The sequence below is a fragment of the Paenibacillus senegalimassiliensis genome (genome assembly GCF_001486585.1).
Taxonomy (GTDB): domain Bacteria; phylum Bacillota; class Bacilli; order Paenibacillales; family Paenibacillaceae; genus Fontibacillus; species Fontibacillus senegalimassiliensis.
In genome coordinates, this window is sequence record NZ_LN909044.1 from 190,663 (window position 1) to 216,913 (window position 26,251).

Annotated in this window: 27 protein-coding genes, 1 tRNA gene and 1 riboswitch; of the genes, 11 read left to right on the plus strand and 17 right to left on the minus strand. The window is 48.7% G+C overall.

Going from position 1 to position 26,251, the window contains the following annotated elements; all coding sequences use genetic code 11:
* The first annotated feature begins 6 nt into the window (after window positions 1-6).
* Window positions 7-606: a DedA family protein gene (locus BN3279_RS06605; RefSeq protein ID WP_059049855.1), complete on the plus strand. Its 600-nt coding sequence runs from the start codon at window positions 7-9 to the stop codon at window positions 604-606.
* Window positions 607-630: 24 nt separating this feature from the next.
* Here the strand turns inward: BN3279_RS06605 and BN3279_RS06610 are convergent, their stop codons facing one another.
* Window positions 631-1,242, minus strand: coding sequence for a TetR/AcrR family transcriptional regulator (locus tag BN3279_RS06610; RefSeq protein ID WP_059049856.1), 612 nt, complete (start codon window positions 1,240-1,242; stop codon window positions 631-633).
* Between the two features lie 186 nt (window positions 1,243-1,428).
* On the opposite strand from BN3279_RS06610, the gene BN3279_RS06615 reads away from it, so the two are divergent.
* A complete protein-coding gene (locus BN3279_RS06615) occupies window positions 1,429-3,342 on the plus strand; it encodes an oxidoreductase (RefSeq protein ID WP_198343572.1) in 1,914 nt (637 codons plus the stop codon).
* A gap of 47 nt (window positions 3,343-3,389) precedes the next feature.
* On the opposite strand, the gene BN3279_RS06620 is transcribed toward BN3279_RS06615, so the two are convergent.
* Together BN3279_RS06620 and BN3279_RS06625 are read right to left on the minus strand one after the other, a co-directional pair.
* Window positions 3,390-3,887, minus strand: coding sequence for an RNA polymerase sigma factor (locus tag BN3279_RS06620; RefSeq protein ID WP_059049857.1), 498 nt, complete (start codon window positions 3,885-3,887; stop codon window positions 3,390-3,392).
* Window positions 3,871-5,196 carry a hemolysin family protein gene (locus BN3279_RS06625; RefSeq protein ID WP_059049858.1) on the minus strand — a complete coding sequence of 442 codons (1,326 nt, stop codon included), beginning with the start codon at window positions 5,194-5,196 and terminating at the stop codon, window positions 3,871-3,873. Before BN3279_RS06625 ends, BN3279_RS06620 begins: the two co-directional genes overlap by 17 nt.
* A 253-nt stretch (window positions 5,197-5,449) precedes the next feature.
* Here BN3279_RS06625 and BN3279_RS06630 point away from each other — a divergent pair, with 253 nt between their 5' ends.
* The 4 genes from BN3279_RS06630 to BN3279_RS06645 all read left to right on the plus strand — a co-directional run bounded on the left by BN3279_RS06630 (window position 5,450) and on the right by BN3279_RS06645 (window position 7,825).
* Window positions 5,450-6,229 carry a DUF1836 domain-containing protein gene (locus BN3279_RS06630; RefSeq protein ID WP_059049859.1) on the plus strand — a complete coding sequence of 260 codons (780 nt, stop codon included), beginning with the start codon at window positions 5,450-5,452 and terminating at the stop codon, window positions 6,227-6,229.
* A 64-nt stretch (window positions 6,230-6,293) separates the two neighbouring features.
* Window positions 6,294-6,393, plus strand: a riboswitch (guanidine-I (ykkC/yxkD leader).
* Between the two features lie 83 nt (window positions 6,394-6,476).
* On the plus strand, window positions 6,477-6,827 hold the full coding sequence (locus BN3279_RS06635; RefSeq protein ID WP_059049860.1) for a DMT family transporter: 351 nt from the start codon (window positions 6,477-6,479) through the stop codon (window positions 6,825-6,827).
* The gene (locus BN3279_RS06640) at window positions 6,824-7,138 is read left to right on the plus strand and encodes a DMT family transporter (RefSeq protein WP_059049861.1); all 315 of its coding nucleotides are present in this window, start codon (window positions 6,824-6,826) and stop codon (window positions 7,136-7,138) included. Before BN3279_RS06635 ends, BN3279_RS06640 begins: the two co-directional genes overlap by 4 nt.
* Before the next feature lie 180 nt (window positions 7,139-7,318).
* Window positions 7,319-7,825: a hypothetical protein gene (locus BN3279_RS06645; RefSeq protein WP_059049862.1), complete on the plus strand. Its 507-nt coding sequence runs from the start codon at window positions 7,319-7,321 to the stop codon at window positions 7,823-7,825.
* Here the strand turns inward: BN3279_RS06645 and BN3279_RS06650 are convergent.
* Window positions 7,812-8,357, minus strand: a complete 546-nt coding sequence (locus BN3279_RS06650) for a GNAT family N-acetyltransferase (RefSeq protein WP_059049863.1) — start codon at window positions 8,355-8,357, stop codon at window positions 7,812-7,814. The genes BN3279_RS06645 and BN3279_RS06650 overlap by 14 nt on opposite strands.
* A gap of 179 nt (window positions 8,358-8,536) precedes the next feature.
* Here BN3279_RS06650 and BN3279_RS06655 point away from each other — a divergent pair, with 179 nt between their 5' ends.
* Together BN3279_RS06655 and BN3279_RS06660 are read left to right on the plus strand one after the other, a co-directional pair.
* Window positions 8,537-9,355, plus strand: a complete 819-nt coding sequence (locus tag BN3279_RS06655; RefSeq protein WP_059049864.1) for a MerR family transcriptional regulator — start codon at window positions 8,537-8,539, stop codon at window positions 9,353-9,355.
* Between the two features lie 55 nt (window positions 9,356-9,410).
* Window positions 9,411-10,088, plus strand: a complete 678-nt coding sequence (locus tag BN3279_RS06660; RefSeq protein ID WP_059049865.1) for a DUF554 domain-containing protein — start codon at window positions 9,411-9,413, stop codon at window positions 10,086-10,088.
* A 62-nt stretch (window positions 10,089-10,150) separates the two neighbouring features.
* On the opposite strand, the gene BN3279_RS06665 is transcribed toward BN3279_RS06660, so the two are convergent.
* The 8 genes from BN3279_RS06665 to BN3279_RS06700 form a co-directional block, all read right to left on the minus strand.
* Window positions 10,151-11,020, minus strand: coding sequence for a copper amine oxidase N-terminal domain-containing protein (locus BN3279_RS06665; protein ID WP_059049866.1), 870 nt, complete (start codon window positions 11,018-11,020; stop codon window positions 10,151-10,153).
* A 173-nt stretch (window positions 11,021-11,193) separates the two neighbouring features.
* On the minus strand, window positions 11,194-12,123 hold the full coding sequence (cysK, locus tag BN3279_RS06670; protein WP_059049867.1) for a cysteine synthase A: 930 nt from the start codon (window positions 12,121-12,123) through the stop codon (window positions 11,194-11,196).
* Window positions 12,124-12,129: 6 nt separating this feature from the next.
* Window positions 12,130-13,251, minus strand: a complete 1,122-nt coding sequence (locus tag BN3279_RS06675; protein ID WP_059049868.1) for a YeeE/YedE family protein — start codon at window positions 13,249-13,251, stop codon at window positions 12,130-12,132.
* Window positions 13,252-13,307: 56 nt separating this feature from the next.
* Window positions 13,308-14,015, minus strand: a complete 708-nt coding sequence (locus BN3279_RS06680; RefSeq protein ID WP_059049869.1) for a cytochrome c biogenesis CcdA family protein — start codon at window positions 14,013-14,015, stop codon at window positions 13,308-13,310.
* A 19-nt stretch (window positions 14,016-14,034) separates the two neighbouring features.
* Window positions 14,035-14,583: a TlpA family protein disulfide reductase gene (locus BN3279_RS06685; RefSeq protein WP_059049870.1), complete on the minus strand. Its 549-nt coding sequence runs from the start codon at window positions 14,581-14,583 to the stop codon at window positions 14,035-14,037.
* A gap of 20 nt (window positions 14,584-14,603) precedes the next feature.
* Complete coding sequence (locus BN3279_RS06690; protein ID WP_059049871.1) at window positions 14,604-14,864, minus strand: sulfurtransferase TusA family protein; 261 nt, start codon at window positions 14,862-14,864, stop codon at window positions 14,604-14,606.
* Window positions 14,861-15,250, minus strand: coding sequence for a rhodanese-like domain-containing protein (locus BN3279_RS06695; RefSeq protein ID WP_059049872.1), 390 nt, complete (start codon window positions 15,248-15,250; stop codon window positions 14,861-14,863). The genes BN3279_RS06690 and BN3279_RS06695 overlap by 4 nt, the downstream gene beginning before the upstream one ends.
* A gap of 20 nt (window positions 15,251-15,270) precedes the next feature.
* Window positions 15,271-16,257 carry a sulfurtransferase gene (locus BN3279_RS06700; protein WP_059049873.1) on the minus strand — a complete coding sequence of 329 codons (987 nt, stop codon included), beginning with the start codon at window positions 16,255-16,257 and terminating at the stop codon, window positions 15,271-15,273.
* A 165-nt stretch (window positions 16,258-16,422) separates the two neighbouring features.
* Between BN3279_RS06700 and BN3279_RS06705 the strand changes: the two genes are divergently transcribed.
* Window positions 16,423-17,484: a YVTN family beta-propeller repeat protein gene (locus BN3279_RS06705; protein WP_059049874.1), complete on the plus strand. Its 1,062-nt coding sequence runs from the start codon at window positions 16,423-16,425 to the stop codon at window positions 17,482-17,484.
* Window positions 17,485-17,754: 270 nt separating this feature from the next.
* Here BN3279_RS06705 and BN3279_RS06710 read toward each other — a convergent pair.
* Both BN3279_RS06710 and BN3279_RS06715 read right to left on the minus strand, forming a co-directional pair.
* Window positions 17,755-17,826: transfer RNA gene (locus BN3279_RS06710), tRNA-Thr, on the minus strand.
* Between the two features lie 109 nt (window positions 17,827-17,935).
* Window positions 17,936-18,235 (minus strand): MTH1187 family thiamine-binding protein, encoded by a 300-nt coding sequence (locus BN3279_RS06715; protein ID WP_059049875.1) that lies wholly within the window; start codon window positions 18,233-18,235, stop codon window positions 17,936-17,938.
* A 492-nt stretch (window positions 18,236-18,727) separates the two neighbouring features.
* Here BN3279_RS06715 and BN3279_RS06720 point away from each other — a divergent pair, with 492 nt between their 5' ends.
* Both BN3279_RS06720 and nrdG read left to right on the plus strand, forming a co-directional pair.
* Window positions 18,728-20,704 (plus strand): anaerobic ribonucleoside triphosphate reductase, encoded by a 1,977-nt coding sequence (locus BN3279_RS06720; RefSeq protein ID WP_059049876.1) that lies wholly within the window; start codon window positions 18,728-18,730, stop codon window positions 20,702-20,704.
* Window positions 20,701-21,219: an anaerobic ribonucleoside-triphosphate reductase activating protein gene (gene nrdG / locus BN3279_RS06725; protein WP_059049877.1), complete on the plus strand. Its 519-nt coding sequence runs from the start codon at window positions 20,701-20,703 to the stop codon at window positions 21,217-21,219. Before BN3279_RS06720 ends, nrdG begins: the two co-directional genes overlap by 4 nt.
* A 71-nt stretch (window positions 21,220-21,290) precedes the next feature.
* Here the strand turns inward: nrdG and BN3279_RS06730 are convergent, their stop codons facing one another.
* From BN3279_RS06730 to BN3279_RS06740, 3 genes are all read right to left on the minus strand, one after another.
* Entirely contained in the window at window positions 21,291-22,784 is a 1,494-nt protein-coding gene (locus BN3279_RS06730) for a family 20 glycosylhydrolase (protein WP_059049878.1), read from the minus strand.
* Window positions 22,785-22,881: 97 nt separating this feature from the next.
* Window positions 22,882-24,420 carry a response regulator transcription factor gene (locus tag BN3279_RS06735; RefSeq protein WP_059049879.1) on the minus strand — a complete coding sequence of 513 codons (1,539 nt, stop codon included), beginning with the start codon at window positions 24,418-24,420 and terminating at the stop codon, window positions 22,882-22,884.
* Window positions 24,401-26,215: a cache domain-containing sensor histidine kinase gene (locus BN3279_RS06740; protein ID WP_059049880.1), complete on the minus strand. Its 1,815-nt coding sequence runs from the start codon at window positions 26,213-26,215 to the stop codon at window positions 24,401-24,403. Before BN3279_RS06740 ends, BN3279_RS06735 begins: the two co-directional genes overlap by 20 nt.
* Window positions 26,216-26,251: the final 36 nt, after the last annotated feature.

Consider the following 26,251-nt stretch of genomic DNA (forward strand, 5'->3'; position numbering starts at 1 on the left):
AATAACATGACGGAGTGGATTACGGAATTCATACTATTTTTCAAGGATTTATCGTACGGGGGCTTGGTCATTGCCTTGTCATTTGAATTTGTGCCCGCTGAACTCGTATTGCCGCTTGCGGGGTACTGGGTATATCTTGGGGACATGAAGCTTTGGCTTGCCATTCTCGCCGGAACAGTTGGAGGTACGTTTGGACCATTGACGTTATACGCTCTTGGACGCTATGGTGGCAGACCCATGATTGAAAAATACGGCAAATATCTGTTTATTCGCACCCGGCACCTGGAAGCTTCCGATCGTTTCTTTGCGAAGTACGGTAATGGAGTAGCATTCTATGGACGCTTCATCCCGGGCATCAGAACACTGATCTCCATCCCTTGCGGTATTGCGAAGATGAATGTATATAAATTCAGTATTTATACCTTCTTTGCCATGCTTCCCATCACTTTCTTATACGTTTATCTCGGGTTTAAATTAGGCTCGCAGTGGGAGCATGTGGACGAAATCATCAAGCCTTACATCGTTCCGGCAGCCATCCTGTTTATTGCAGGCTTTGGGTTGTACGTCGTTCTAAAACGTCTGAGAGCGAAACGCATGACCACTTAATAAAAATTTGGGTTGTCTCTTGTATCAGATACGAAAGATCTGCCCCGCATCCAGTCTTTGAGCAGACGATAGCTCCGGTGCCACATCAAACAATACCTCCAGAGACTGTCGCACCCATTGCTTGCGATCAAAGCCGCCCTTCTTGATGCACCACATCACCTCGTAGCCTGTAAATAGAAATCCGGCCGTTTGGAACAACTCCGCGGCCGCCGCATGATTACGGATTTGCCCAGCGTCCTGGGCTTTGCCAATCACCGCTACACAGATATCAATCAAGGTCTGATTGAAATTGAAGGTCCCCCGATCCTCCTTCAAATTCATAATAAAAAGCTGGCTATGTATATCCACGCCCAGCTTATCGCTGGAATCCAGAATCTCCTCGAAAATCACCAACAACTGCTCCCAATAATTATCAGCTAGCACAAAGGCCAGGCTCTTCTGGTTAATCTTCTCGGTGACATCATCATAGTAATGCATCAGCAGACTTTCCTTGGAGTCAAAATGATAATAAAAGGCCGTCTTGGTTAACTGGCAGTGCTCACAAATTTCATTGATGGTAACATGGTCATATCCTTTTTCCTGAAAAAGACGGTAAGCCGTCTCTAAGATCCGCTCTCTGGCAAGCATCTTGTTCATCATTCATCCCTCTTCCCGAACCGTTTCACTTAAATACACTACACCTAGACACTGAAACTGATTATATCAATAAATTTAGTAGGTACCAAAGCGAACTGTCACATATGTCACTGCTATCCTAGGAAGCTCATGTTATCTTTACCTCGGTAATAATTTTAATTACTAAGGTTTAAGGAGGAGTTATTTGTGAAAATTTTCTCAAAGATGAACATCGGCCGTATGAAACTGAAAAATCGTATTGTCATGGCTCCCATGGGCACCAAACCTGAACCGGATGGTAGCTACAGCTACAATGCCATCCACTATTTTGAAGAGCGGGCGAAGGGTGGCGTCGGCCTGATCATTACCGGAGCCAACATCGCAACCGCCCAATTCGAAGAACGTCCTGAAAATGAGTTATCCAACTTTCACCATGTCGAAAAGCTGGCGGTCATGATTGAACGATGTCATCATCATGGCGCCAAGGTATGCGTACAAATTACGCCGGGACTCGGAAGAATGGTGTATACCGATCCCTACAATGCCCCTTATTCCGCCAGCGACCATGCCTATTCCTTCTGGTTCCCGAAGCTGAAATGCAAGGCGCTTAGCAAGGAAGACATTCATTATTTGGTCGACCGCATCGGTTATTCGGCCAGTCTGGCCAAAGCCGCAGGTGCAGATGCCGTGGAGTTGCACGGCTACGGCGGCTACCTGATGGACCAGTTCCACTCGTCACTTTGGAATCAACGTACTGATGAATATGGCGGCAGTCTGGAGAACCGCCTTCGCTTCTCCCTGGAGTCCATTGAATCCATCCGCAAATATTGCGGCGAGGACTTCCCCGTCATTATGAAATACACAGCCTATCATGGAATCGAAGGTGGCCGGGAAATTGCCGAAGGGATTGAAATGGCAAAAATCTTCGAACAGGCAAACGTTAATGCCCTTCATGTAGACGTCGGCTGTTACGAGGTATGGTACAAGGCAATCTCCACCGTATATGAGCCAGAAGCTCATCAGGTTGATGTGGCCGCTATCATCAAGCAGAACGTCAGCATTCCCGTCATCAGCCAAGGGAAGCTGCAAGACCCTGATTTGGCGGAGCAGGTGCTGCAAGAAGAGAAAACGGATTTCGTCGCCTTGGGGCACCAGATGCTAGCCGATCCTCATTGGGCCAACAAGGTCAAAGCCGGAGATTACAAAGAAATCGTCCCATGTATCGGTTGCAATGAGTGTCTGTTCGGCGGCTTTAGCGGTAAGCATTATTATTGCGCCGTCAATCCACTTTGCTACGCTGAACACGACTATCAGCTCACCCCGGCAACTGAAGCACGTTCCGTACTCGTTGTTGGCGGTGGCCCTGGTGGCATGGAAGCTGCAATAACCGCTGCAAAACGTGGATTTACCGTCGAGTTATGGGAGAAGAACCCCCGCCTTGGAGGCACGCTACATGCTGCGGGTAACCCTACCTTTAAGCATGATGTGCTGAAGTTGATTGAATACATGGAGCATCAAGTCAACGCGCTGGGGATTAAGGTTCTACTGGGTAAAGAAGCTACCGCCGAGGAAATTATTCGTGGCAACTATGATAAGGTTGTGCTGGCTACAGGATCGACCAGTGTCATTCCTCCAATTCCAGGTGTAGAATTTGCTCATCCGTCCAACGACTACCTCACTGGGGAACGCACCTGCGGCGAGCGGGTCGTAGTCATCGGCGGCGGGCTTGTCGGCTGTGAGACAGCCGCCTTCATGAAGGAGACCGCCTCCGAGGTGACCATCATCGAAATACTGGATGATATCCTGAAGACGGTCGCCCACAGTAAGAACAATGACCTGTCGCTGCGGGATATGCTGCGCGACCGCCAGGTTGGTATCGTTGCCCAGGCCAAGGTAACCCAAATCCTGCCGGATCGCGTCATTTATGAGCAGGACGGACAAATCAAGGAATTGCCTTGCGATACCGTCATTATTGCCGCAGGCTACAAGGCCGAAAATTCGCTCGAAGCACAGCTTGAAGATCAGGTGAAGTCGCTGACCACCGTTGGTGATGCCGTCGCTTCCCGTAAAATTATCGATGCCGTCCATGAAGCCTACCATGCCATCCGAGTAATGGAATAAAAGTGAATTTGCCCTTCTCTCACAATGGAGAGAAGGGCGAATTTTTGTTAACTGCCAACCAGCATTTCGGCGTTCATCTGCTTTGAATGTTGCACTTGCAGCAGTTCCCGGCCTTGCCGCAAATAAGCTTTTATCGCTTCAACTTTACAGTTCAAGACATAGGCCATCTCTTCCAGTGTCAGATGATGGACGGATTTCAGAACCAAGGTGAGCTTTGGATACAACGGAATTTGCTGGAGCCACTGCTCAACCTCATCTACGGCTTCCGTGTTGACCCGCTCCTCGTCATGACTCACTTGCAGAGAACTGGATACCGCAATCGAGTAAAGCCAGACGTCAAAGGGAATCTCAAAGTCGTATTCATGAATTTGCTGCTTCGCCGTAACAAAGGTATGCACCACCATGTCTTGCACATGATTGGTATTCAGGCAAATCCGCAGACAAAGGTCAAAAACCCGGCCATAATACATATCGATTAGTGTTCTAAATGCGTGAATGTCATTGGTCTTCAAACGTCGAATCAAACGTTCAGACTCCTTCCGCATCCTCCAGCCCCCTTTGCTCCTCCATATCCAGCTTCATGATCTCCAGCTTCCGAATCCGATGGCGGTCCTTCTCACGAATGATAAACTTCAGGTCGCCATAAACCCACTCGCTCCCTTTTCTCAAGGTCGGATTTTGCGTGTACACCCAGCCTCCAATCGTGTCCAGGTCTGCATCCAGCAGCTCAATGTTCATGAGCGTACACACCGATTCCAGCGACACCTTGCCATCTACCAGGTAATGATTTTCTCCCAATGGCTCCACATCGGCTTTCTCTTCCGTATCGAACTCATCACGAATCTCACCCACGATTTCCTCCAAAATATCCTCAATGGTAATCAGCCCGGAGGTTCCGCCGTATTCATCAACCAGAACCGCCATGTGCACGGATTCCTGCTGCATGCGTAACAGCAAATTTTTGACCGGCATAACCTCAGAGACCGAAAGAATAGGCTGGACCAACTTAGCAATTTCCAAATTCGGATTTTCACTTAATTGCATGAACAATTGCTTCGTATTAATAAAACCGATGACATGGTCCTTGTTCCCTTTCATTACAGGGAAGCGGGTATACTGCTCTGTTCTCATGATCTGGAGCGCGGTCTTCTGATCCATGTCCACATCAAGGCACATCATATCCGTGCGGGGAACCATAATTTCGCGAGCCAATAACTCATCAAAAGCAAAGATCTTGCTCACATATCCGTACTCAGCTTGATTGATCATTCCGCTCTGATAGCTCTCCGTCAGGATAATGCGCAGCTCTTCCTCAGAGTGGGCTTCTTCATGCTCTTTCGCGGGTCTAATTCCGAAAATCCGGACGAGGCGGTTCGCAGAACCATTGAGTACCCAGATGAATGGATACATGACTTTATAGAAGAAAATGAGTGGTTTAGCGGTAATCATCGAGACCATTTCTGCTTTTTGAATGGCTACCGTTTTCGGGGCCAATTCACCTAGGACCACATGTAAGAACGTAATCGAGGCAAAGGCAATACCGAACGACAGAATGCTGCTAACCTCTGCTGGCAATCCATATCGATCAAAGACAGGGTGCAAAATTTTCTCTACCGTAGGTTCACCTAACCAACCTAGGCCGAGTGCGGTAATCGTGATACCTAATTGGCACGCCGACAAGTATCCGTCCAGATTGCTTGTTACCCGTTGTACAGCTAAGGCATTCTTCTTACCTTCCATCACCATCTGATCAACACGGCTGGACCTCAACCTGACAATTGCAAATTCAGCAGCCACGAAAAAGGCGGTAGCCACAATTAACAAGGCCACAAGAAACAAATTTAAAGCGTACATGCCAACACTCCTCAATAGGTTTATAATTCAAATTCTCTAGAACCCAATATGTATAAGTTCTTATGAACTTATAATAACAGAGTTTAAATGACCTTATCAATCCTTCTCATGTCCTGATTTCGGGCAAAATACACCAAAAATGAACTTCTTGACGGTATTTTTCCCCGTTCATCCTAATTTAGCTTCTTCTTTGACTTTTTTTCTTCACCGTCGTAGGATAGGTTCATAAGAACTTATTTGGAGGAATCTAAATATGGAAACATTCCATCTTACTCGCTGGGAAATGTCGCAACTCCTGCTAAGTTTGAACGGGCAGAGTGAAAAAGCTCCCAAAAACATCCTGCAGGAAGCCTGGGCCAAGTCCCACAGGGAACTTATTGAAGGCGGCCAATCCTTAGGAGCCTTTATCTCCACCGCCCTGCCTCCGATCTTTGAGAAGCTCATGAATATGAATCCTTCTGATCTCGGGTTATCGCTTAATGATATTGTTTCCTTGGGATCTCAGATTGAATACAATCATTTTGCCTTGACCGCGGTGCAAAATTGGGTGAAGCGTGACTTGAAGGAAATTATCGGTGCGCCAAAGCTAGGCAAGAAATACTCCATTGAACAGGCAGCTATCCTGTTCATCATTGAGGATTTACGGGCTGCACTGGACCTGGAATCCATTCGGAAGCTGCTGCTCCTCATCTTCCATGACTTTGACGATCAAGCCAAGGATCTGATTAGTCCTATTGATTTATATGCAGGCTACTCCCGTATCTTTGAAGAGCTCGATCAGAACAACGACCAGGTGCTCGATCTGCAGTCCAGCCATTTGAGCAAGGACAAGAAGCAGGACCATCTTATGGAAACGATGATTAAGAAGAAGGCCGATGAGTTTGCCTCCAGTCTGCCAGGATTAAATTCGGAGCAGCAAGAGGCGGTCAGCAATACTCTCGTTATCGCTATGCTGTCCGTGCAGACGACTTATTTTCAAACTTTGGCCAAGCGGTTCCTGAATGCCTCCCTGTTCTTGCATAATTTAAGATAGGGGTTCCCTATCCGGCTTATGTGTTGTATACTTTACTGAAATCAAAATGCAGTATAACTTCATACCATAGGTTTTCTAGGGTTCCGCGGTGAGGCGTCACCGGTCAGGTCCGAGAGAAAACGCACGCATAGCCGTGTACACGGAGGGATAAAAGCCCGGGAGGAGCATCTGTTATTCAGGTGTTCTTTCCGGGCTTTACTTGTGTCTCTCCTGGGGAATACTGCATAAGCAAAGGAGTGTTAGAAGCGTGAACAAGCATTGGTTACTGGTCATTATTGCCGCCGCCTTTGAAGTCATGTGGGTCGCAGGTTTAAAGCACGCGGATAACGGACTGGAGTGGGCGCTTACGGCAGTAGCCATCATCATCAGCTTCGCCGGACTGCTATATGCAGGGAAAAAGTTGCCTACCAGCACCGTATACGCCATCTTCGTCGGGCTAGGAACAGCAGGAACCGTCATCACAGAAATGGTCTTGTTCGATGTACCCTTTAGCTGGGGCAAGGTCTGGCTGATCGTCTCGTTACTCGCAGGCATTATCGGGCTCAAGCTGGTAACGACAGATGGGGAAACGGAACAGAAGCGGGGTGAAGTGTCATGAGTTGGGTGGCTTTGATTTTTGCTGGGTGTTTTGAGGTTGTCGGAGTGATGGGCATTACACTGGTCAATCGAAAACCGTCGGTGCGCTCTTTCCTGACCATGGCTGGCGGATTTGCATTGAGCTTTGTGCTCCTAGCCTTCGCGATGAAGGATATCTCCATGGGAACGGCTTACGCTATATGGACTGGTATTGGGACAGTGGGCGGCGCCTTGCTAGGGATGATTCTTTATGGAGAATCCAAAAGCCTGCTTCGGTTGTTCTTTATTGGGCTCATTCTTGCCTCGGTTATTGGACTCAAATTAATTGATTAATTATCATTAGAGAGCAGCCACAATGGCTGCTCTCTCCTTGAAACCGCGAATTTGGCGACCGCATATTCAGGCGGGCATTCCCCTAAATTGGGTATTTACAGATTGAGAATTCCTTTACAGTAAGAAAAGGGATTGTATGATATAGTACAAGCTCATAATAAACCAAGGAGAGGAATTATATTGGGCAAACGTTACGTCTTAACCTCGATCAGCCTCATCTTATTTGTGGCGATCATTGTTCTATCTGTTCAGCAATTTCAGCTTCGGCAGATACCGAAGGTGTATAACTTCACTGTAGAAACCGATGATTTTCGCCTACAAGGCCTTGAATTTGTTGTTAACCGGAGCTCCAATTCCGTATACTTCACAGGACATAATCTGGAGGCCACCGGGGCAGATAGGCAGTTCGCAGGTATAGTCTACGGCATATCGATTGAAGATCAGATGATTTTGTCAGTAAATCAAGCCGACGATCCATTTACACTGCCAGATACCTATGAAGGGAAAAGGCACTACGATACCCGCTATCTGATGGAGAATGTCAAAGTGCGCGGACAGGATACCGTTTATATTGAAATCAAATATACCGTGAATGGGGTAGCCAAACATCTCAAGGGCAACGTAAAGCTAAACAGCTTGGTGAAGCCGTTCTCTTCCTCCGATCAGCAGAATATCATTCAGCTATAACTATAGGCTTCTCATATATCGTATAACCCTCCGGATGGCCTACGCAGGTATATCCACTGTTAGCATAAAAAGCATTGAGCGTCTCCACACTGGCTACACAGTCCAGACGTACCATGCGCTTGCCAGGAAACTGCACGCCTGTACTGCACCAGTCCAGAATGTCTTGGCCTAGCCCCCGGCCAGCATACGCTCTTCGCACCGCTAACCGGTGCAAGTAGACAGCCTGATCCTGCGGAGAAGCCTTGTCTCCCCACAATTGCAAATCCCATGAGCTTGGCTGACGGAACAGCATAACCATACCCGCAATTTCAGCCTCTTGTTTAAATACAAATACATCGCCTCTACGAATGGCATCTACGGTACCGTGGGAATCCACTCCCTCCAGTATGCCCTCCCACTGTGTTGATCCGCGGCTTTGCAGCCATTCGGCCACTTCCGTCAGGAGAGCCATGACTTCCTCTGTCTCTTCCGGCATGGCTCTATTGACCTGAAATTCCCCATGGATGACGGGGATATAATAATTTGGTTCCATATGGCCTCCACTCCCATTCTATTTTTTGCTGCCATCCAGCAGTATTTAGTTCAAAGCCTGTAGACCTACTTGTTCCATTTTAAGAAAATCATGATCTTCTGTATAGATGATTAGCCAAAAGAACAAACAATAAATCAGTACGAAAATATGTAGTATACTCATTAATACGGAGGTATTTCATGAATGAATTTTTTTCAATAGGAGAAATCTCTAATTTATTTAATATTGATGTTCGTCTTTTACGCCATTACGATAAAATATCATTGTTAAAGCCTGAGTTTGTCAATCAAGAAAATGGCTATCGTTATTATTCAACTCGGCAATTTGAGCACCTGAATACCATTCATTATCTTCGCTCGCTAAATATGCCCCTTCCCAAAATTCGTGAATTTCTTGAAAAGCGGGATGATGATAAAGTAATTGAAATTCTTTACGAGCAGAAAAAACAAGTGGAAGAACAACGAATACAACTGGATCGAATAGAAAGAAAAATTAAAAATAGAATACAACAAATAGAAGACGCCTACCAGACAGAATATGACCTCATTATAGAACGTGAGCTAGAAGAAAGAAGGATTGCCATCGTTAAGAAGGAGCTCCCCATCAACGACAATTTGGAGCATCCTATTCGTGAATTAGCAAGGCACAACTCTCTCCATGCAGCCATATTCCTTGGAAAAGTAGCTGCTTCTATCTCAAAAACAAATCTTGAAAAAGGAATTTTCGATACGTTCTCAGCGGTTTGCGTAGTCATTGAACCAGAGGATGAAATTAAAGGAACCTTCCCTTCCCTGCCAGCGGGTAATTATCTTACTTTACGCTTTCGAGGTACGCACAAGGATGCTGAATGTTACTACGTTAAAATGATCCAGTACATGAAGCAACAAGGGTATCAGCTTGCGGGAGATTCGCTCGAATTTGCCCTTATTGATTACGGACTCACCAAAGATTCCTCGAAATTCACAACTGAAATACAAATTCCCTTCAAAAGATCTTGACCCTCCAACTATTGGAGGGTTTATTTTTGTTCATATACACGAGGGAGGCTTGATTATGATAGGTACTATTGTAAATACGGCTGCAATTGCGATAGGCAGCATAATTGGAGGCGGCATCAAGAAAGGTCTGGGAGAGAAATATCAAAATGCATTATATAATGCTATGGGATTGGCAGCTTGCGGTATTGGTATTAATGCTATCGTACAGACTATGCCAAAAAGCATTTACCCGGTTCTATTTATAGTCAGTCTGGCCATAGGTAGCTTGGCTGGTTTTGCTTTAAACCTGGATGAACGGTTTGATCGGCTTACAACCCGCTTCTCCAAAGCAAACCTTGGACAAGGCCTTTCCACTGCAATCATCATGTTTTGTATTGGAACACTATCTATTCTGGGCCCTATGGAAAGTGCACTCCATGGAAACAACACTTACTTGTATACAAATGCTACTCTAGATTTCGTCACTTCATTAGTATTGGCATCCACCTATGGTATAGGCATTGCTGCCTCTGCAATAATATTATTTATATGGCAAGGAGGCATCTATCTTTTATCGGGACATCTATCCTTCTTTCTAACGAATGATTTACTCAATGAGGTCTCCCTTGTCGGAGGATTCTTAATTTTAAGCTCAGGTCTCTCTATTCTGAAGATTAAGGACTGCAAGGCTATGAATATGCTCCCGTCCTTAGTAATTCCGATTCTGTGGTTTATTCTGATAGCAATAATATAAACAGACAAAAAGCGAGGTGAACCCTGGGAGCCTTTGGCAACCCGTTCACCTCGCTGTTATCTTTAATTTTTTAATTGTTGGGCTAGCTTGAGCACTTCAGCAAGCGGAGCGGCAGCCCCTTTATCACCAATTACAATGGCATCCTTCACGCCGTTAAATAGTGCCTTGAGATCCTCGTTTGCGCTACTATCCAACGATATCGTATACACCTCTTGTTCTCCTTGTTCCGGATAAACTTTGGCAAATGTAATCATCCCTTTACCCAAATCAAAGGAATAGCTTTTCCCGGTGACGAATTCCGTATTTCCGGCATATCCCATTGCACCATTTGGCATCTTGAAGGTCAACTTCCCATTTTCCGTCTTCATATTATTTACGAAAAGCTGCTCAGCCAGATTGTTTTGTCCATCTTTCCACTTGAAATCGGTGTTGTACATATTATCATGTCCGGCAATCGGATCGGGTTCCCCCGTCTCCGCCTCTGTATAAATACTGACCAACAGCTTGGACTGATTCCACTCTACCTCGGCCCCAAGTGCTTCACTGACAAAGCGCAGCGGTACAAACACCCGGGATTCCTGGTCTCTAGCAGGCACGTCTAGTTTCACAATCACACCATCTACAGATGCGCTAACCGAATCAATTGGCATTTGAACTGTCTTTCCATCCAGCTTGACGTAGACAATCCGCTCCTTCTGATTACCTACGGACTCCTTCTTATAATCGACCTTCGCCCCGAGCGCCTCGCTGACGAAGCGAAGCGGCACTAACACTCGGTTATTTTCATAGAAAGGCTGCGCATCAGGGAACTTCAGGTCCTTATCATCCACTTGCACATTCACCGTAACCTTATTGGCAGATACCGCGGGAGCTATTAAGCCTAGTAACACGATGACGCTGCATAAAGCCAAAAGCAGTTTATGATTCTTCATGATCTATCACTCCTATACCCTAAGCATATGATTTCCTTCCCCAAAAATCCAATTTCTATAACTATAGCAGTCCAGGTAATATATTCATAGATGATGTTTATAACCTTTTGGGCAAAAGAAAAAGAGCCTACTAAGTTCGTAGACTCGCGGTAGTGATCTCTATTGAATGTCCTTTATTCTCCGAACAATCCCGGCATACTTAAGTAACGTTCTCCGGTATCCGGGGCGATGCAAAGCACCCGCTTGCCGGGGCCAAGCCGCCTTGCTTCCTGAAGCGCCGCCCATACTGACGCCCCCGAAGATGGGCCCACGAGGATGCCCTCATATCGGGCCAAGTCGCGGGTTGTCTGTAGCGCGTTGTCATCGGCAACCTGAATAATCTCATCATAAATATCCGTATTCAAAATGCCAGGAATAAAGCCAGGACTGGTCCCTACCAGCTTATGAGGACCCGGCACTCCCCCGGACAACACCGGCGAGCCCTGCGGCTCCACTACCAGAATGCGAATATCGGGAAGCTGCTCGCGCAGAGCTTCTCCCGTCCCGGTGATCGTCCCTCCGGTTCCTGCGGTAGCAACAAACGCATCCAGCTTCCCGTCCAACTGCTCCAAAATTTCCGGAGCTGTCGTAAGACGGTGAATTTGCGGATTAGCTTCATTTTCAAATTGCTGCGGAATGAAGCTTCCGGGAATTGATTCATGCAATTCCAGAGCTTTGCTGATTGCCCCAGGCATACGCTCGGCCGCCGGAGTGAGCACAACTTGCGCACCGTAAGCCTTAAGCAAATTGATCCGCTCTTTGGTCATATTATCAGGCATGACCAGAATTGCAGGGTAGCCCTTCGCGGCTGCATTCATAGCAAGTCCGATGCCGGTATTACCGCTGGTTGGTTCAATAATGACGGAGCCGGGCTTCAGCTTCCCCTGCCGTTCCGCTTCCGCAATTAGGTTGAAGGCGGCCCGATCCTTGACGCTTCCGCTGGGATTAAAGTATTCCAGCTTGACGTAGACCTCAGCATCCTGCTCGCCAACCAGACGATTCAGCCTGACGGCCGGCGTATCTCCTATCAGTTCATAAATAGATGCAACGACTTTTCTCCCCATCTTCTGTCATCCCTCCAGGTCTGTATCCCGATAAAAGAGCATCATCGGCATCTTGTAAACATACGCAATAACAACGAATATACCAAGCATCATGCCGACGATGACAAGCAGGCTGCTGACCGATAGGCCGCCAATCCCTGTAATCACGTTGGCGATATTGCACCCCGGTGCAATGCGGGAAGCCACACCCATTAACAGGCCGCCAATGACGGCATGTGGTATTCGGGAAAGCCTCGGTATACGCAGCTTGAAAGAACGGCTAAGCAACGCGGCTGTAAATGCCCCAACAACAAGGAATATGATCAGGATCTCCTCCGGCCCGATACCGATTCTGGGAAAATTGGCAAACAAACCGTTTAGATAGGTGTTGTTGAGCACGATTTCCTCACCTGCAACCAGCGATAATGCCGTTGCTGCGACACGGGTCTGCGGACCGGTAATTCCGAAGTTGGACAACACGGCGAATTGAATGGTTGCTAGAAGTCCGATCAACACCGCCACCAGGCGAATATCCCAATGCGACTGTCTCAACGGATTCTTCTTCCAATCGGTGAAGGTAGCCTTGAAGCCTTGGAAGAACGCCTTAACTCCATACTTCCTGAAAGCGAGCAGGACCATCCCCCCTACCAGCAGCAATGGAATCACCACCGGATGAAGCGGCAAGGAGAAGAAGGTATAGCCGGACTCCGAGATGGTCAGCGGTTGGATGAAGTAGTCTCTGGCCCACGGATCGTAGATAAAAGCAAAGATTAAATTGCCGATCATGGCGAACAGGAGCACAATCCAGAACTGAACATATCCCATTCCACAGCGGTACAATGTCCCCGAGCCACACCCCCCGGCCATGGTCATGCCAATCCCGAACAGGAGTCCCCCAATCAGGTTGGCACCCCCGATAGGCACCGTCCATACATCTGCAACTCCGCGAATTCCCAGGCTGAGCACAATTGCCCAGCCTACCAGGGACACAGCGATCAGCACGAGTACGCCATGCAAAATCCGGGTGTCCCGTACCGTAATCCAATCGCGAATGGAAGCCGTGAAGCAAAAGTCAGCCTTTTGCAACAGAAAACCATACAGAAAGCCAAAGACTCCAGCTATGATAAACGTATCGATGGTAAAGGTCATTATGATCATCCGTTTCGTGTAAAAGTTTGATTTACCGGGACGAGCTAAATTTCAGTTCAGATTACAGGCTGAAAGTTAAACCACTCATTGAGCCAAATAGACAGCACAGACAGCTTGTCTAAGAGCAGCAACACACCGAACACAATAAATATTCCGCCGCCTACTCTGGACAATATCCCGGTAATTTTCGACCACTTTTTAAAGAAGGAATAGAACAAAGCGAAGCCTAGAAAAGGAATTGTAAAGCCGGAGATGTACACCAGCATCAGCAACATTCCCCTGTCCGGCTCCGAGGCGGACAAACCCACAATGGAACTCAGCATCGGACCAATGCAAGGCGTCCAGCCTGCGGCAAAACCAATGCCCAGAATAAAAGAACCGGCATAACTTCCGGTCCTTCCGGTTATATTCAACCTGTGCTCACGCAAAAGCCATGAGGGAGAGATCAGTCCAAGCAAGATAAATCCCATAATCAGCATGAGTAGTCCGCTGCCTATTCGCAGTTCCGTCTGGTACTCCATGAACAGGCGTCCTATAAAGCTGGCCGAATACCCTAAAGCTAAATAAATGACAGAAATTCCGCATACAAACAGCAAGGTGTGGATAATAACTTTAATTCTCAGGCCACTACGCTGTCCCCCCTGAAGCGTACCTACCTCCAAACCGGTAATTCTGGAGAGATAGACAGGGACGAGCGGGAGCATGCAAGGCGAAAAAAAGGAGAGTAACCCGGCGGTACCTGCTAAAGCCAGTTGAACGAACACCCGCCATCTCCCCTTTCCGTTAGTTCTTGCCTATCTGAATCAACGACTCCAGCTTACTGACGAACTCCTCCCCGGATTGCATTGCACTGGGTCCAATCAGCTTCTCAACAATGCGGCCCTCCCGATCTACCAGAACGACCGTAGGCACAGCGAGCACTCCAAGTGAATTGCTGGCCATTCCGTCAAGATCGAAGTAAGCTGGCATCTGCAAATCGTGTTCTTCTGTAAAGGTTCTGGCTCCCTCCACCGAATCATCCGGTGTGACATTCACGGAAATAAAAGCAATTTCATCGCTATATTCCGAATACAGACTGTCGATATACGGAATTTCCTTCTGGCAGTATTGGCACCACGAAGCCCAGAAGCTGTACAGAATAGGGCCATCGAGGTCAGAGGTGTTCAGCAACTCGTCACCACTGCGAATAGCCGCCAATTCAAAGGCTGGTAAGGCTTCCACCTGCTCCTTGGACACCTCGGCAACGGGGGTCAATGAACTACCGGAACAGCCCGAGATGATCACCGTGACAAGAACCAAGCCGGCCATAAAGCTCTTTAGGTTTATTTTCATTTATTTATCCTCGCCAGGTTTCAGTTCTTCTTCAAATAGATATGATAATTGCCGTCCTCTTCTATGATGCCGAGAAATTCGGCTAACTTGTTCATCTTCACCGCAGCCGGAATCGTCTTCGTCGCGATCGTATGGTCAGTCACCTCAACGACAATCTCGCCAGACTCGGCTTTCTTCAGCCCCTTCAATGCCAGGTCCAGGGTATGGGGGCATACCTCCCCAATCGCGTCGATGACATGGTCTTTTTTCAATTTGCTCAAGTCCTCTTGGGTATAGCTCATTTTACCGACTTCCTCTCCAAATTCTTCATATTAAATGAGGTGATGACATGCTCTGGCCCTTCAGCAACGTCCGCATTCCATGCCAGCATACCTCCCGCATAATTGTGCACCTTCTGTATGCCTTCCGATTGAAAATATTTGGAGACCTCAAGGCTCCTTCTTCCACTGCGGCAAACCAGAACATATTCCGCTTCCTTGTCGAATTGATCGATAAGCTCCGGAATTTCTCCCATCGGGAGAAGTGGAATCCCCGGAATATGCGCTTCCTGATATTCTTCGGGCTCACGAACATCGATAACATAAATATTTCGCTGCTCCGGATTATTTAATATTTCTGAGAGCTCTGTGGCACTCACATGGGAGACTCCCTCGATAGTTTCAGGCATTACTGCTGCCAACTCCTCTCTTATATTTCAATGTCCGTATCTGCCGAGTTGCCCCACTCTGCCCAGGAACCTTCATACGGTCTGATATCCGAATAACCAAGCAGGCGAAGGGAGAAATAGGAATGAGAGCCCCGTACATTCGTCTGGCAATATGGAATGACCGTCTTATCTTCAACGACACCAATCGCCTCAAATTGCTGCTTTAATTGCTCATGAGTTAAAAATTTCTCTAATCCTTCTTCGTTTTCGGCTACTGCCGTGGTCCATTCCTTATGCACCGCTCCGGGAATATGCCCGCCCCGCTGGTTATCTCTCAAATCCGTGCCTTCATATTCCTCGGAAGAGCGCGTATCGAGAAAGACCACATCACCTGTACCAATCGCCTGCTCCACCTCTGCTTTTGTCGACACGAGCTTCCCATTGGCTTTGGCTACAAAATTACCCTTTGCTGGTGCAGCCGGATCAATGTCAATGTCCTGCCCATCCGTCAACCATGCGGCATAACCGCCGTTCAGCACCTTCACCCGGTCTTGCAAGCCATAATATTCAAGCGTATAGAAGACGCGCGTTGCGCTCAGGGCATTGCCGTCATCGTAGACAACAATGGTCGAATTCTGATTGACTCCCGCGTTCTGAACGACTTCGGTATATTTATCCTCCGGCAAAATGAAGCCGGCAATCTCATTGTCAGGGTCGTTCAACTGTCCGCTGCTCAGCGACACAGCTCCGGGAATATGGCCTTCCTCGTAGCCCTTGGACCGGGCATCAATGATGACTACATCGGCATCATTCAGATGCTCCGCCACCCAGGAGACATCGGCCAATAGATGGGCGTTCGGATAATCAGCAGACTGGCTGTCATTGGTCTGCGAAGCGTTCACAGCGTTCGAATTTGTGCTATTTGCCGCAGAATTCCCACCGCTGTTGCAAGCTGTTAGTACCAGAATAAATGAAAATACTAGTAGAGCTAAGCTTGCGTAGCGACGGTTCGTGTTTGTTTTGTTCATATGCCCTCTCTCCCTTTGCTTTTATGCCTTAAAAGTTTGTATTTCAAGCTTGATTTAACTTGATTTGAAACATATACTATCATTATTCCGATCTAATAACAATGTTTATTTTTAATGGATTTTTCGAGGTGTACCATGAGATTTATACATAAGGAGAGTACAATAATGCAGACTAGACAGACTTCAAATGCTGGACAAAGATGGTTGATGTATTGGGGTTTATGGGGGCTCTTGGCAACCCTTCTTACATCTTGTGCACTGGAGACCAAAGAAGAGGCTGAAAAGAGGTTGAACGACTCTGGATCAGCAGGGAAGCTGACATCCGTACAGTTCTATGTTCCTGTGGAGAATGAAAATAAAATTACTATTGTAGATATAGCTGATGCTTCTGTCGTCGGGGAGATTGAGGTTGGCGAAGGGCCGATGAATACGGTCTTTTCCAGTACCATGCGGCAGGCCTATGTGACGAACCATCTGAGCAGTACGGTTTCTTTTATCGATACGATGAACTTGAAGCAGACGGCAGAAGTAGAGGTCGGCCCCATGCCTCACGGGCTTGTCTTGTCCGCAGATAACAAAACCCTCTATGTAGCTACCATAGCCGACCAATATCTTTATGTTCTCGATACCCAGAAGGCCGAAGTCACGCAAACCATCGATATGGGCGAAGGTGCCAAGACCAACTATATTACCTCTTACGGCAAAACGATTTATGTGAGCGATCATGAGAATGACAAGGTTTATATCGTTGATACAACGACAAACTCCCTGGAGAGAACTCTTTCCACCGGAAGCTTGCCACGCGCAGTCAAAGTCTCTGGCGATGGCAGCAAGCTCTATGTTCCGACCGCGAATGACGGTAATCTGGAAATCTATGATACGGCTACAGGGGAACAGCTCTCGGTCATAGCCGCGGTGGAAGGAGCAACCGATGTCGTCATTACAGAAGACGAATCTATAGCCGTCATCAGTGGTGTAGAGGGGAATTCCCTAGCCATCATCGATTTGAAGGAAGAGCAAACGTTAGCTATTGTAGAAGACTTACCGGGAGCCAAGCATCTGGCTTTCAACCGGCTGGAAAACAGGGTATATGTGACATTGAGTGAATCCGATGAAATTGCCGTGATTGATATGGCGAGCTACAAGGTGGAATACAAGCTTAAAGTCGGCGTACGCCCGCATGGTATTCAGATCAAGGCGCTGCCCGGCATTGGCGGTAGCTGCTGATATGGGGAATAGATATGGGTGGTATACGCCACCTCATTCCAGGCAAAACAAAAGAGCCTGCAACCCTAGCAGACTCGTGGTATGAAAGAAAAAAGAAGTGACTCACTCATTAGGTTGGAGCCAGTGAGAGTCACTTCTTCACGTTTAAACTTTCTTGGAGGAGTAATCTTACTAAGCATAATAACGAAATACATGTAAGACACTTTGTAGTACAACCAAGCACGGCCCCCGGAAATCCCGGAGACCGCGCTTGGTTTGACTTACTAAGGATGCTGGTGAAGGGAATTGAACCCCCGGCCTACGCATTACGAGTGCGTTGCTCTACCCCTGAGCTACACCAGCAAGTCATTTTTGCGAACAGGAATTATTATAACTCGTTTTGTGAATATTGCAAGCCTAATTTAATGGGTATGCTTGGCGCTGTCCCCAAGCACCTGGCTTCCCCATAAAGCTACAGCTTCTCCCGCACCGAACGCAGCTTTTGCTCTGAAGAGCTTGCCTTGTCGCGGCGGTCGTCAATTTTGACCGAGGTGGATACGCGGCCTGCCCCGGACTGGAATGGTGCTTCATGAATGGCCCGAATGGCGACGAACACCTGATCCAGCGGCCCTTCAATAATGGTGCTCATCGAGGTCAACGTATATGTGATCCCTGACTGCTTCTCCAAAACATGCTGCAACTCGGCTACATAACTGCTAAGACTGGTGCTTCCGGTTCCGATGGGAATGACGGTAACTTCAGCAATGGCCATTCGTACCCTCTCCTTTTGGCGTCTTTACTATATCCATTTTAGCAATCCTCCCTCCAAAATTCCAGGCGCTATCATGATAGCGCTTAAGACTTGCTGCTAAGCCAAACCCACGCTCAACAGATTCTTAAGACCTATATTTAGAACCAAGGTCCTGGTCAAAGAAAATTCACAACTTTTGCCTTCTCCCCACTGCCCGCATCAGTATTGGGATTGGCGATTTTCATGACTTTTCCGTGCATTTTCACATCCCTAAATCTCGTTTACAAACACAACATCTTGGGCTATTCTAAAAACATCGCAACAAAATATAGTATACATACAAGCCTTACGGCACATATATGGATATTTCTCGCAGCACACAAAGGCATATCAACTTAACCCGTTGAGATGCCTTTTCATAAGAGGTTGTTCAAAAAGTCGTCTTTCCAGAACGAAGCAATTTCTGCTATCTCAAGAACTAAAAACTCAGTTAACAGGGAGGAGAAGCGTGCTATGGCTTTATTGAATCAGACCTATACGAGCCAGGACATCATGCTGGACGAAGTCATTGAATTAGGTGAGGAAATCATCCAAAGCCGGAACCTGGAGGTTCTGCGCGAGAATGCCAATTTGAATGGAGAAAGCTTCTCCGGGAAAATGAGCAAGCTCGGCAGTGAATATGCCAAGTGGTATGCCAACCATTTTGTGATGCCAGGCCGCGTGGTACAAGCCATTCAGGACAATATCGTCTATGTCCACGATCTCGACCAATATGCCATAGGCACGACGAACTGTATCTTTATTCCTTTTGACAAGCTCCTGCGCGAGGGCTTCAACACGGGCAACGGCAGTGTTCGTCCACCAACCTCCATCATGACGGCGATGGCGCTGGTCGCAATTATTTTCCAATCCCAGCAAAATTCACAGTACGGCGGTGTGTCGGCCAACAAGCTGGATTATGATCTGGCCCCTTACGTCGCCAAATCTTTCAGCAAATATTTCCGCAAAGGTCTGGAATATTTCGAGGAAAACCTTGCAGATGCTGACTTGGGCGAGATTACGATGAGCCGCCTGGATCTGCAAGAGCAGCTCCCTAGAACGTTTAAATATGCCATGAAGGAAACGGAAATCGAAACGTTGCAAGCGGCGGAGAGTCTCGTGCATAACCTCAACACGATGTCGAGCCGGGCCGGGGGACAGATTCCTTTTACGAGTATTAACTATGGTACCTGCACATCACCGGAAGGTCAGCTTGTCATTCGTTCCCTGCTGGACGCTACGATTCGTGGCTTGGGTAGCGGCGAGACGCCGATTTTCCCGATTCAAATCTTCAAATGCAAACAAGGGGTTAATCAAAATCCGGGAGAGCCCAACTACGCCTTGTTCCTTAAAGCCGCAGAATGCTCAGCCAAGCGTTTGTATCCGAACTTTGCCAATCTGGATGCTCCGCTCAATCTCATGTATTACGATCCGGCCAACCCGGATACGGAATTTGCTACGATGGGTTGCCGGACGCGGGTGCTGGCGGACCGCTTCGGACGGAACCATCTGTCCGGGAAGGGGAACCTTTCCTTTAATACACTGAATCTGGTCAAGCTGGGACTGGAGCATGGTACCGCTTTAGGCAAACGCAAAACGGCAGACGAACGCGGCTTCTACCGCGAACTGACCCACTATATGGACATTTCTCTGGAAGGACTGCTGCATCGCTTCCAGATTCAAGCCTCCCAGAAGGCCAAGGCTTCTGACTTTATGATGCGGGAAGGCGTATGGGAAGGCGGCGAACAACTCGGCCCGGAAGATACGGTAGGCGACTTGCTCAAGCATGGTAGCCTGTCCATCGGGTTCATTGGACTAGCCGAATGCATGAAGGCTATGTATGGCAAGCATCATGGGGAAGATAAAGAAGTCTACCAGAAGGCTTATGATATCATCACTTATATGCGCCGTTATTGCGATGAGCAAAGCGAACGCCATAATTTGAACATTACGTTATTTGCTACGCCCGCTGAAGGGCTGTCCGGTAAATTCACCAAACGCGATCATGCAATATACGGTACGGTTCCCGGTGTGATAGATCGCGAGTATTACACGAATTCGTTCCATATTCCGGTATACTACAACTTGAGCGCGGCCCGGAAGATCGAACTGGAAGCCAAATTCCATGACCTGTGCAACGCCGGTGCAATCTCTTATATCGAGCTGAACGGTAATGCTCGCAGCAATCCGGCTGCATTCCTCAAGATCATTAGGTACGCGCTTGAGCAGCAGGTTAGCTATTTCAGCATTAACCACCCGATCGACCGCTGCTCAGCTTGCGGCTACGAAGGCATTATCGGAGCAAATTGCCCATCATGCGGAGCTCATGAGCATGACGTCCATATTCGCCGTCTGCGCCGCGTAACGGGTTACTTGACCGGAGACTTCCAGACACGGTTCAATGCAGCCAAGCAAGCGGAAGTTCGGGACCGCGTGAAGCACGACGCATGAATATTTGCGGATATTACCCGGAATCCATCAATGAAGGCGAAGGCTTAAGGGCTGCGATCTTCATCAGCGGCTGTCGTCACTACTGCAAGGGTTGTTTTAGCCCCAAGACATGGAACTTCGATTATGGTGAGCCGTTTACCAAGGAGCGAGAAGCAGAAATTATCGACGACATCAAGAACAATCCCTTGCTGAGTGGTCTATCGATCCTGGGGGGCGATCCTTTCTTCTCCTCTGCCGAGGTGAGCGGATTTATCGATCGACTGGTCGCGGCAACCGGACCCATTTCTATATGGATTTATACCGGTTATACGTATGAGGAATTGCTAGCGCGTCCTAATTCTGATGAATTTGAGCTACTACGACGCTGCGAGGTACTGGTAGACGGGCGGTTTGAGGAAGCCAAACGTGATCCCTCCCTGCTCTATTGCGGCAGCTCCAATCAGCGCTTGATCAATATCCAGCAAAGCCTGCACCACGGGCAGGTCGTTCTATGGGAGTCTATGCTTTCATTTTGAATTACAAAAGCCTGCATCCAATCGGACGCAGGCTTTTTTGAGTCATCTAAGATGACTTTTTAAATTACCTTTTAGGACAATGCGGCAGTAAAGGCTGCCTTGACTTCCTCAAAGCTCCCCATCCGCTTCTCCCCGATCCAGGACAATTCGGCCAAGGCCATTAATGGCTCCAGAATGCCTGTGCCAACCTCTTCCTGGGTCTGGGCCTCCGGCTTATCGCTCCAGATGGCAAAGGAGCAACCTTTAAGCTGTGGAGGGTACGGAGCCAGGTACTCCTGCTTCTCAGACTCATTCACTCTTGGGAATAAACCAGGATGCCACGCATCGTAAATTTTATCACCTGTTGGATATTTATAGCCTGCATTCTCCCCAAGTACATAATAAAAATAAGCATCGTTGAAGTTGATCAACTCATGCCCCTGATCCATGATCGTTTGTACGGAGGCCATATTCTGATGCCACTTGGTCCAGTAAGTAATCTGGATCGAGGTTTTCAGCTCTACCCGTTGCGTCTGATTGGCCCGGTACAATCCGTCATTCCATGCGCGTACCACAAACCCCTTGCCTTCCAGAATGTCAGCCACTTCATTAATGTAGTGAAGGTAGGCGTCAATTCCCGTTCCATCCTCCACACCCAATGTCTTTTTCGCATAATCAGCCAATTGCGGATATTGATCAAAATGCTCAAAATCAATAAACTCATCACCGCCGATATGGAAGAAGGGGCTGTCTTTAAACAATTCAGCATATTCTTCGAGCAGATCAAACACAAAGGCTTTGGCCTGCGGGTTGGTAATATCCAGAGCGCCTTTGGCCGCCTGCCCCTCACGATTATGCAGCAGCCATTCCTGATGCAACCGCAGTGCATGACCTAGATGCCCTGGCGAATCAAACGAAGGGATAATCGTCACTTGATACGCAGCGGCTTCCTTCAATACCTCGGCCAGTTCCTCCTGCGTCATATACTCCTCAGACATCACCTCGGGATGACGTTTACTTTCCAGCCGGTAGCCTTCATTTTCGGAAAAGTGGAGCTGCAGCATATTTAAGCGAAGTCTGGACATTTCTCTAATGCGCGCCTTAATCCAATCACTGGAGAAGAACTTGCGTCCCATATCCAGATGGAGTGCCCGCTCCTGCATCACCGGATAGTCCGTTACTGTTCCAAAGGCAAGGCGCTTGTCCCCGGCAGCCTGAACTAACAATGCTCGCAGAGCATAAAGTACCGCCCGGCCGCTAGCGGCACGAAGATGAATATACTGTCCAATCTCCAGGGTATAGTTCTCCTGCTTGTCTGGATCGGCAGATCTATCAAGTTCGATGAAAATATCTCCTGGCCCCGCTTCAGCCGCTGTTCCTTGAACTACCGGCAATTTGCCCTGTGGCAGAACACCATCCGCTAGCTCTGCCTGAAGCAAATCAACAACCTGCTGCAAGGCACTCCCTGCTGTATAAGAAGCAGAATCAACCACTAATCTGGACTGGGAATTCATTTCCCAAGACTGCTCGGCATGAGTCCACCCGGACTTGACACTGGTCATAACATAGTTGTTTTCCGTTGACATAGTCAGTAATAATCCCCTTTGCGTAATAATCCATTCCGTATCTATTGTTAGTATACGCTATTGGCTTATTCAAACAACATGGATCATATGATCATCTCTATACATAGGTATTCAGCATGTGGTCCCGATACTCACTAGGCGTCTTGCCGGTATGCTTCTTAAATAAGCGGCTGAAATACTTCACATCCTCATAACCCGTCATGGCCGCTACTTCACTGACTTTGGCCGGGGACACAGAGAGCAGTTCCATAGCCCGGCGCATACGTGTACCGGTGACATAATCACCAAAGGTGCTTCCCGTCTCCTTCTTGAACAACTCGCTAAGATGCCCCGGATGGAGATGAACATAGGTCGCCGTTTGCTGCAAGCTAAGCTCTCTGGGCGGGCAGGACTCAATAAAGGCCTTGGCGCGCTGCACATGAGAGGTCTGCCCCTCTGCCAGCTTGGTATGGTACAGACTCATGATGCCATGCAGATGGCGGAACAAAATATCCCGTTGCTTCAGACCCTCCATAGGCTCCAGCAGGCAAGGCTCATAGCGGGCCCCATCCTCCCGGCCGATCGCTCGAAGCGTACGCTCCAGCCAGCGGTGCGCTGCAACGGCTGCCGACTGCAGACACGCCTTGAACGATAACGGCGTACATTCCGGATCAGCGATTAAGGCTTCCGCCAAAGTTCGGGTCCAGCTTTTTAAGCCCATCGCATCTTGCTCCAGCAATATCCTGCCCAGCCCGTTCTCCTCTTCTTGCGACAATACCGTTCGCCCACCTTGGCGCCCGGATACCTCGTTGTAATCGATCAGATGCCCACCTGGTAGCAAGGGATAATAGGTAAATGCGATCTGTGCCGTAACGTAGGCCTGATGAACCTGCTTGTAGTCGTGAACACAAGTCCCTTTGGCCGCATGAAGTCGGCATTTCAGCAAGGCTTCAATCCGCTCTATCGTTCCCTCATATCGCCCCTCCATGGATGCCCTCCTGACGCAGACATTCATGCCTTCATAAATAAACACTTCCGTATGTGGCAGCAATTCCACCAGCATATTATGTACGGCAAAGCTGAGCAGCGAAGCTGCTTGCCCTTCCGTTCCCCAGCCCTCGGCTGCAACCAGAAGCACCTGCCATAAGCCCTCGCTTGGCCGAACTCCCTCTTCATTCAGAATCGATGCTGCTGCCTCTGTCTCTCCGCCGATGACCCAGCGCTGCAATTGCCGGACCCGGTCCTCCCGAGCCAGCCGCTGGGCATGGGATTCCTTCAACCGTCGCTCCATTAGCCGTTGCTTCGCCTGCAGCACCGTCTTAATGATCTCTTCCGGCTTGCTTGTTTTGAGCAAGTAATCCCCTACGCCTTGACGAATGGCTTGCTGGGTATAGTCAAAATCCCCATATCCCGACAGAATGATCACCTCCAGCCCGGGAAGCAGTCGGGATGCCTCCTCAGCCAGTTCAAGTCCACTCTTCCCGTTCATTCGAATATCGGTCATGAGAATATCCGGACGTTCCTCTTCCAGACGCTCCAGTGCTTCTTCCGCAGAAGCCGCCGGGGGAAGTAGATTGAGGCCCAGCTCGCTCCAGGAAATGACGCTGGCTAACCCGGTACGGATAATAACTTCATCATCAACGATCAGTATGTTCATGAGGAGCCTCCTCCATAAGCGGAATCGAAAACGACACCTGCGTGCCTTCACCTTCCCGGCTCTCTACTTGCAGTAAAGCTGCCTTGCCGTAATGCAGCAGCAGCCGTTCGTTCACATTACCCAGTCCATAGCTGTCCCCTATTCCGGACGACCGTGCTTGCTTGGAGAGCGGAGCTGCCAAGGCGTGGCGAACCTCCTGCAAACGCTCGGGAGCCATGCCGATTCCATCATCCAGGACCATTACCTTCATCGAGTGACCTTCATGTTGCAGCAAAATCGTAATCGTTCCCAACCCTTCTCGCTTCTGAATGCCGTGAATCATTGCATTTTCAACCAGGGGCTGCAATAGCAGCTTAAGCATCCATTTGTTCTGCAAATCCTCATCAACCATGTAATCTACGATAAATTTGTCCGGATACCGAATCGACTGGACACGCACGTAGTTATGAATATGCGCCAGTTCCTGCTCAACCGGACAATATTCCCGCCCTTGATTCAAGCTGATCCGCAAGAAATCACTCAACCCCTCGACCATCTCGGCAATCCTCCGTTCCCCTGACATTAAGGCAATCCAATGCACGGAGGACAAGGTATTGTATAAAAAGTGCGGGTTAATCTGTGCCTGCAGGGCGCGCAAATCCGCTTCCTTCTTCCGAACTTCGCCCTGAATAACCTCCCGCTTCAAGCGTTCGATGTGAGCGCCCAGCATATTATAGCTGCGGCCGAGCCGGCCGATTTCATCATCCGTATCGGCTGGGAACCGTGGCAGAGGCCGCTCCGGATCAATACGTAAGAGATGCCGGGTCAGTACACGCAGCGGCAGCGTAATTCGCCGTACAATGAACCAGATCAGCAGCACGCTGAGTGCCACGGACAAGCCTACAACAGCCGCAGTCAGAGTCAGCATATAACGGTTCTCCGCGCGATACTGATCGTACGGCACGCTCCCCGTCAAAATCCAGCCGGTAAGCGGCTGCCGGCGGTATAACACTGTCGATTTCCCCTCGCCTTCCCCGTAGATCACACTCCCGCTTCGATAGGCGACTTCTTCCGGCCCCGCTGCACGGCTGGTAATTAACTGCAACAGCCCCGGTCTAAAGGCCTCCAGCGGCTGACCCAGCCGACCTGAATCACTGGCGGAGAGGATCGTCCCGTCCTTCCCGATTAGCTCCACCTGTCCCGCCGCTTGCCCAAGCTCCGGTGCCTTCCAGTTGCGGGACAACTCTCGTTCATCCAGACTGATGGCCAGCCACCCTAAATGGCGAAAATCATGCACACTGCGGATAGGACGAAACAGGGTTATTACTTGCCGCGGTCCAGCGTAGTCATGAACCTCATAGACACCAGACCAAACTTTGACCCCACCGGCAAAGGATTGTTCCGCCTCCTTGGGCAGCCCGCTTTCATACCAGTAAGCCGTAGACAATCCAGCCTGGAACTGTCCCGGGTAAATGGCAATATTGGCAATGTACGGCTTGGAAGCCGCCAAATTGGTCATTCGTCCCACGAGCGCAATACGTTCACTTTCCTCATCCTCAGTTTGACTAAGATAGGCTTGCAGGTCGCGTTCACCGATTAGAAAAATGGAAATCGTCTCGATATCCTCCAGCATGAACCGCACGTTGGCATCCATCTGCTTCAGCATATCGCTCCCCGTCAGCTTGGTCTTCTCCTCGGATATGCGGGAGGAGATCAGGAAGGCAAATAACCCGAGAGCCAGCATAGGCACAATCATTGAGCCCGCTACAACGACCGACAGCTTCCGTTGCAGGGATGATGTCATCCAACCGCGCATGGCCATGCTCCTCCCTTTGATTTCTGTAATCCGGCT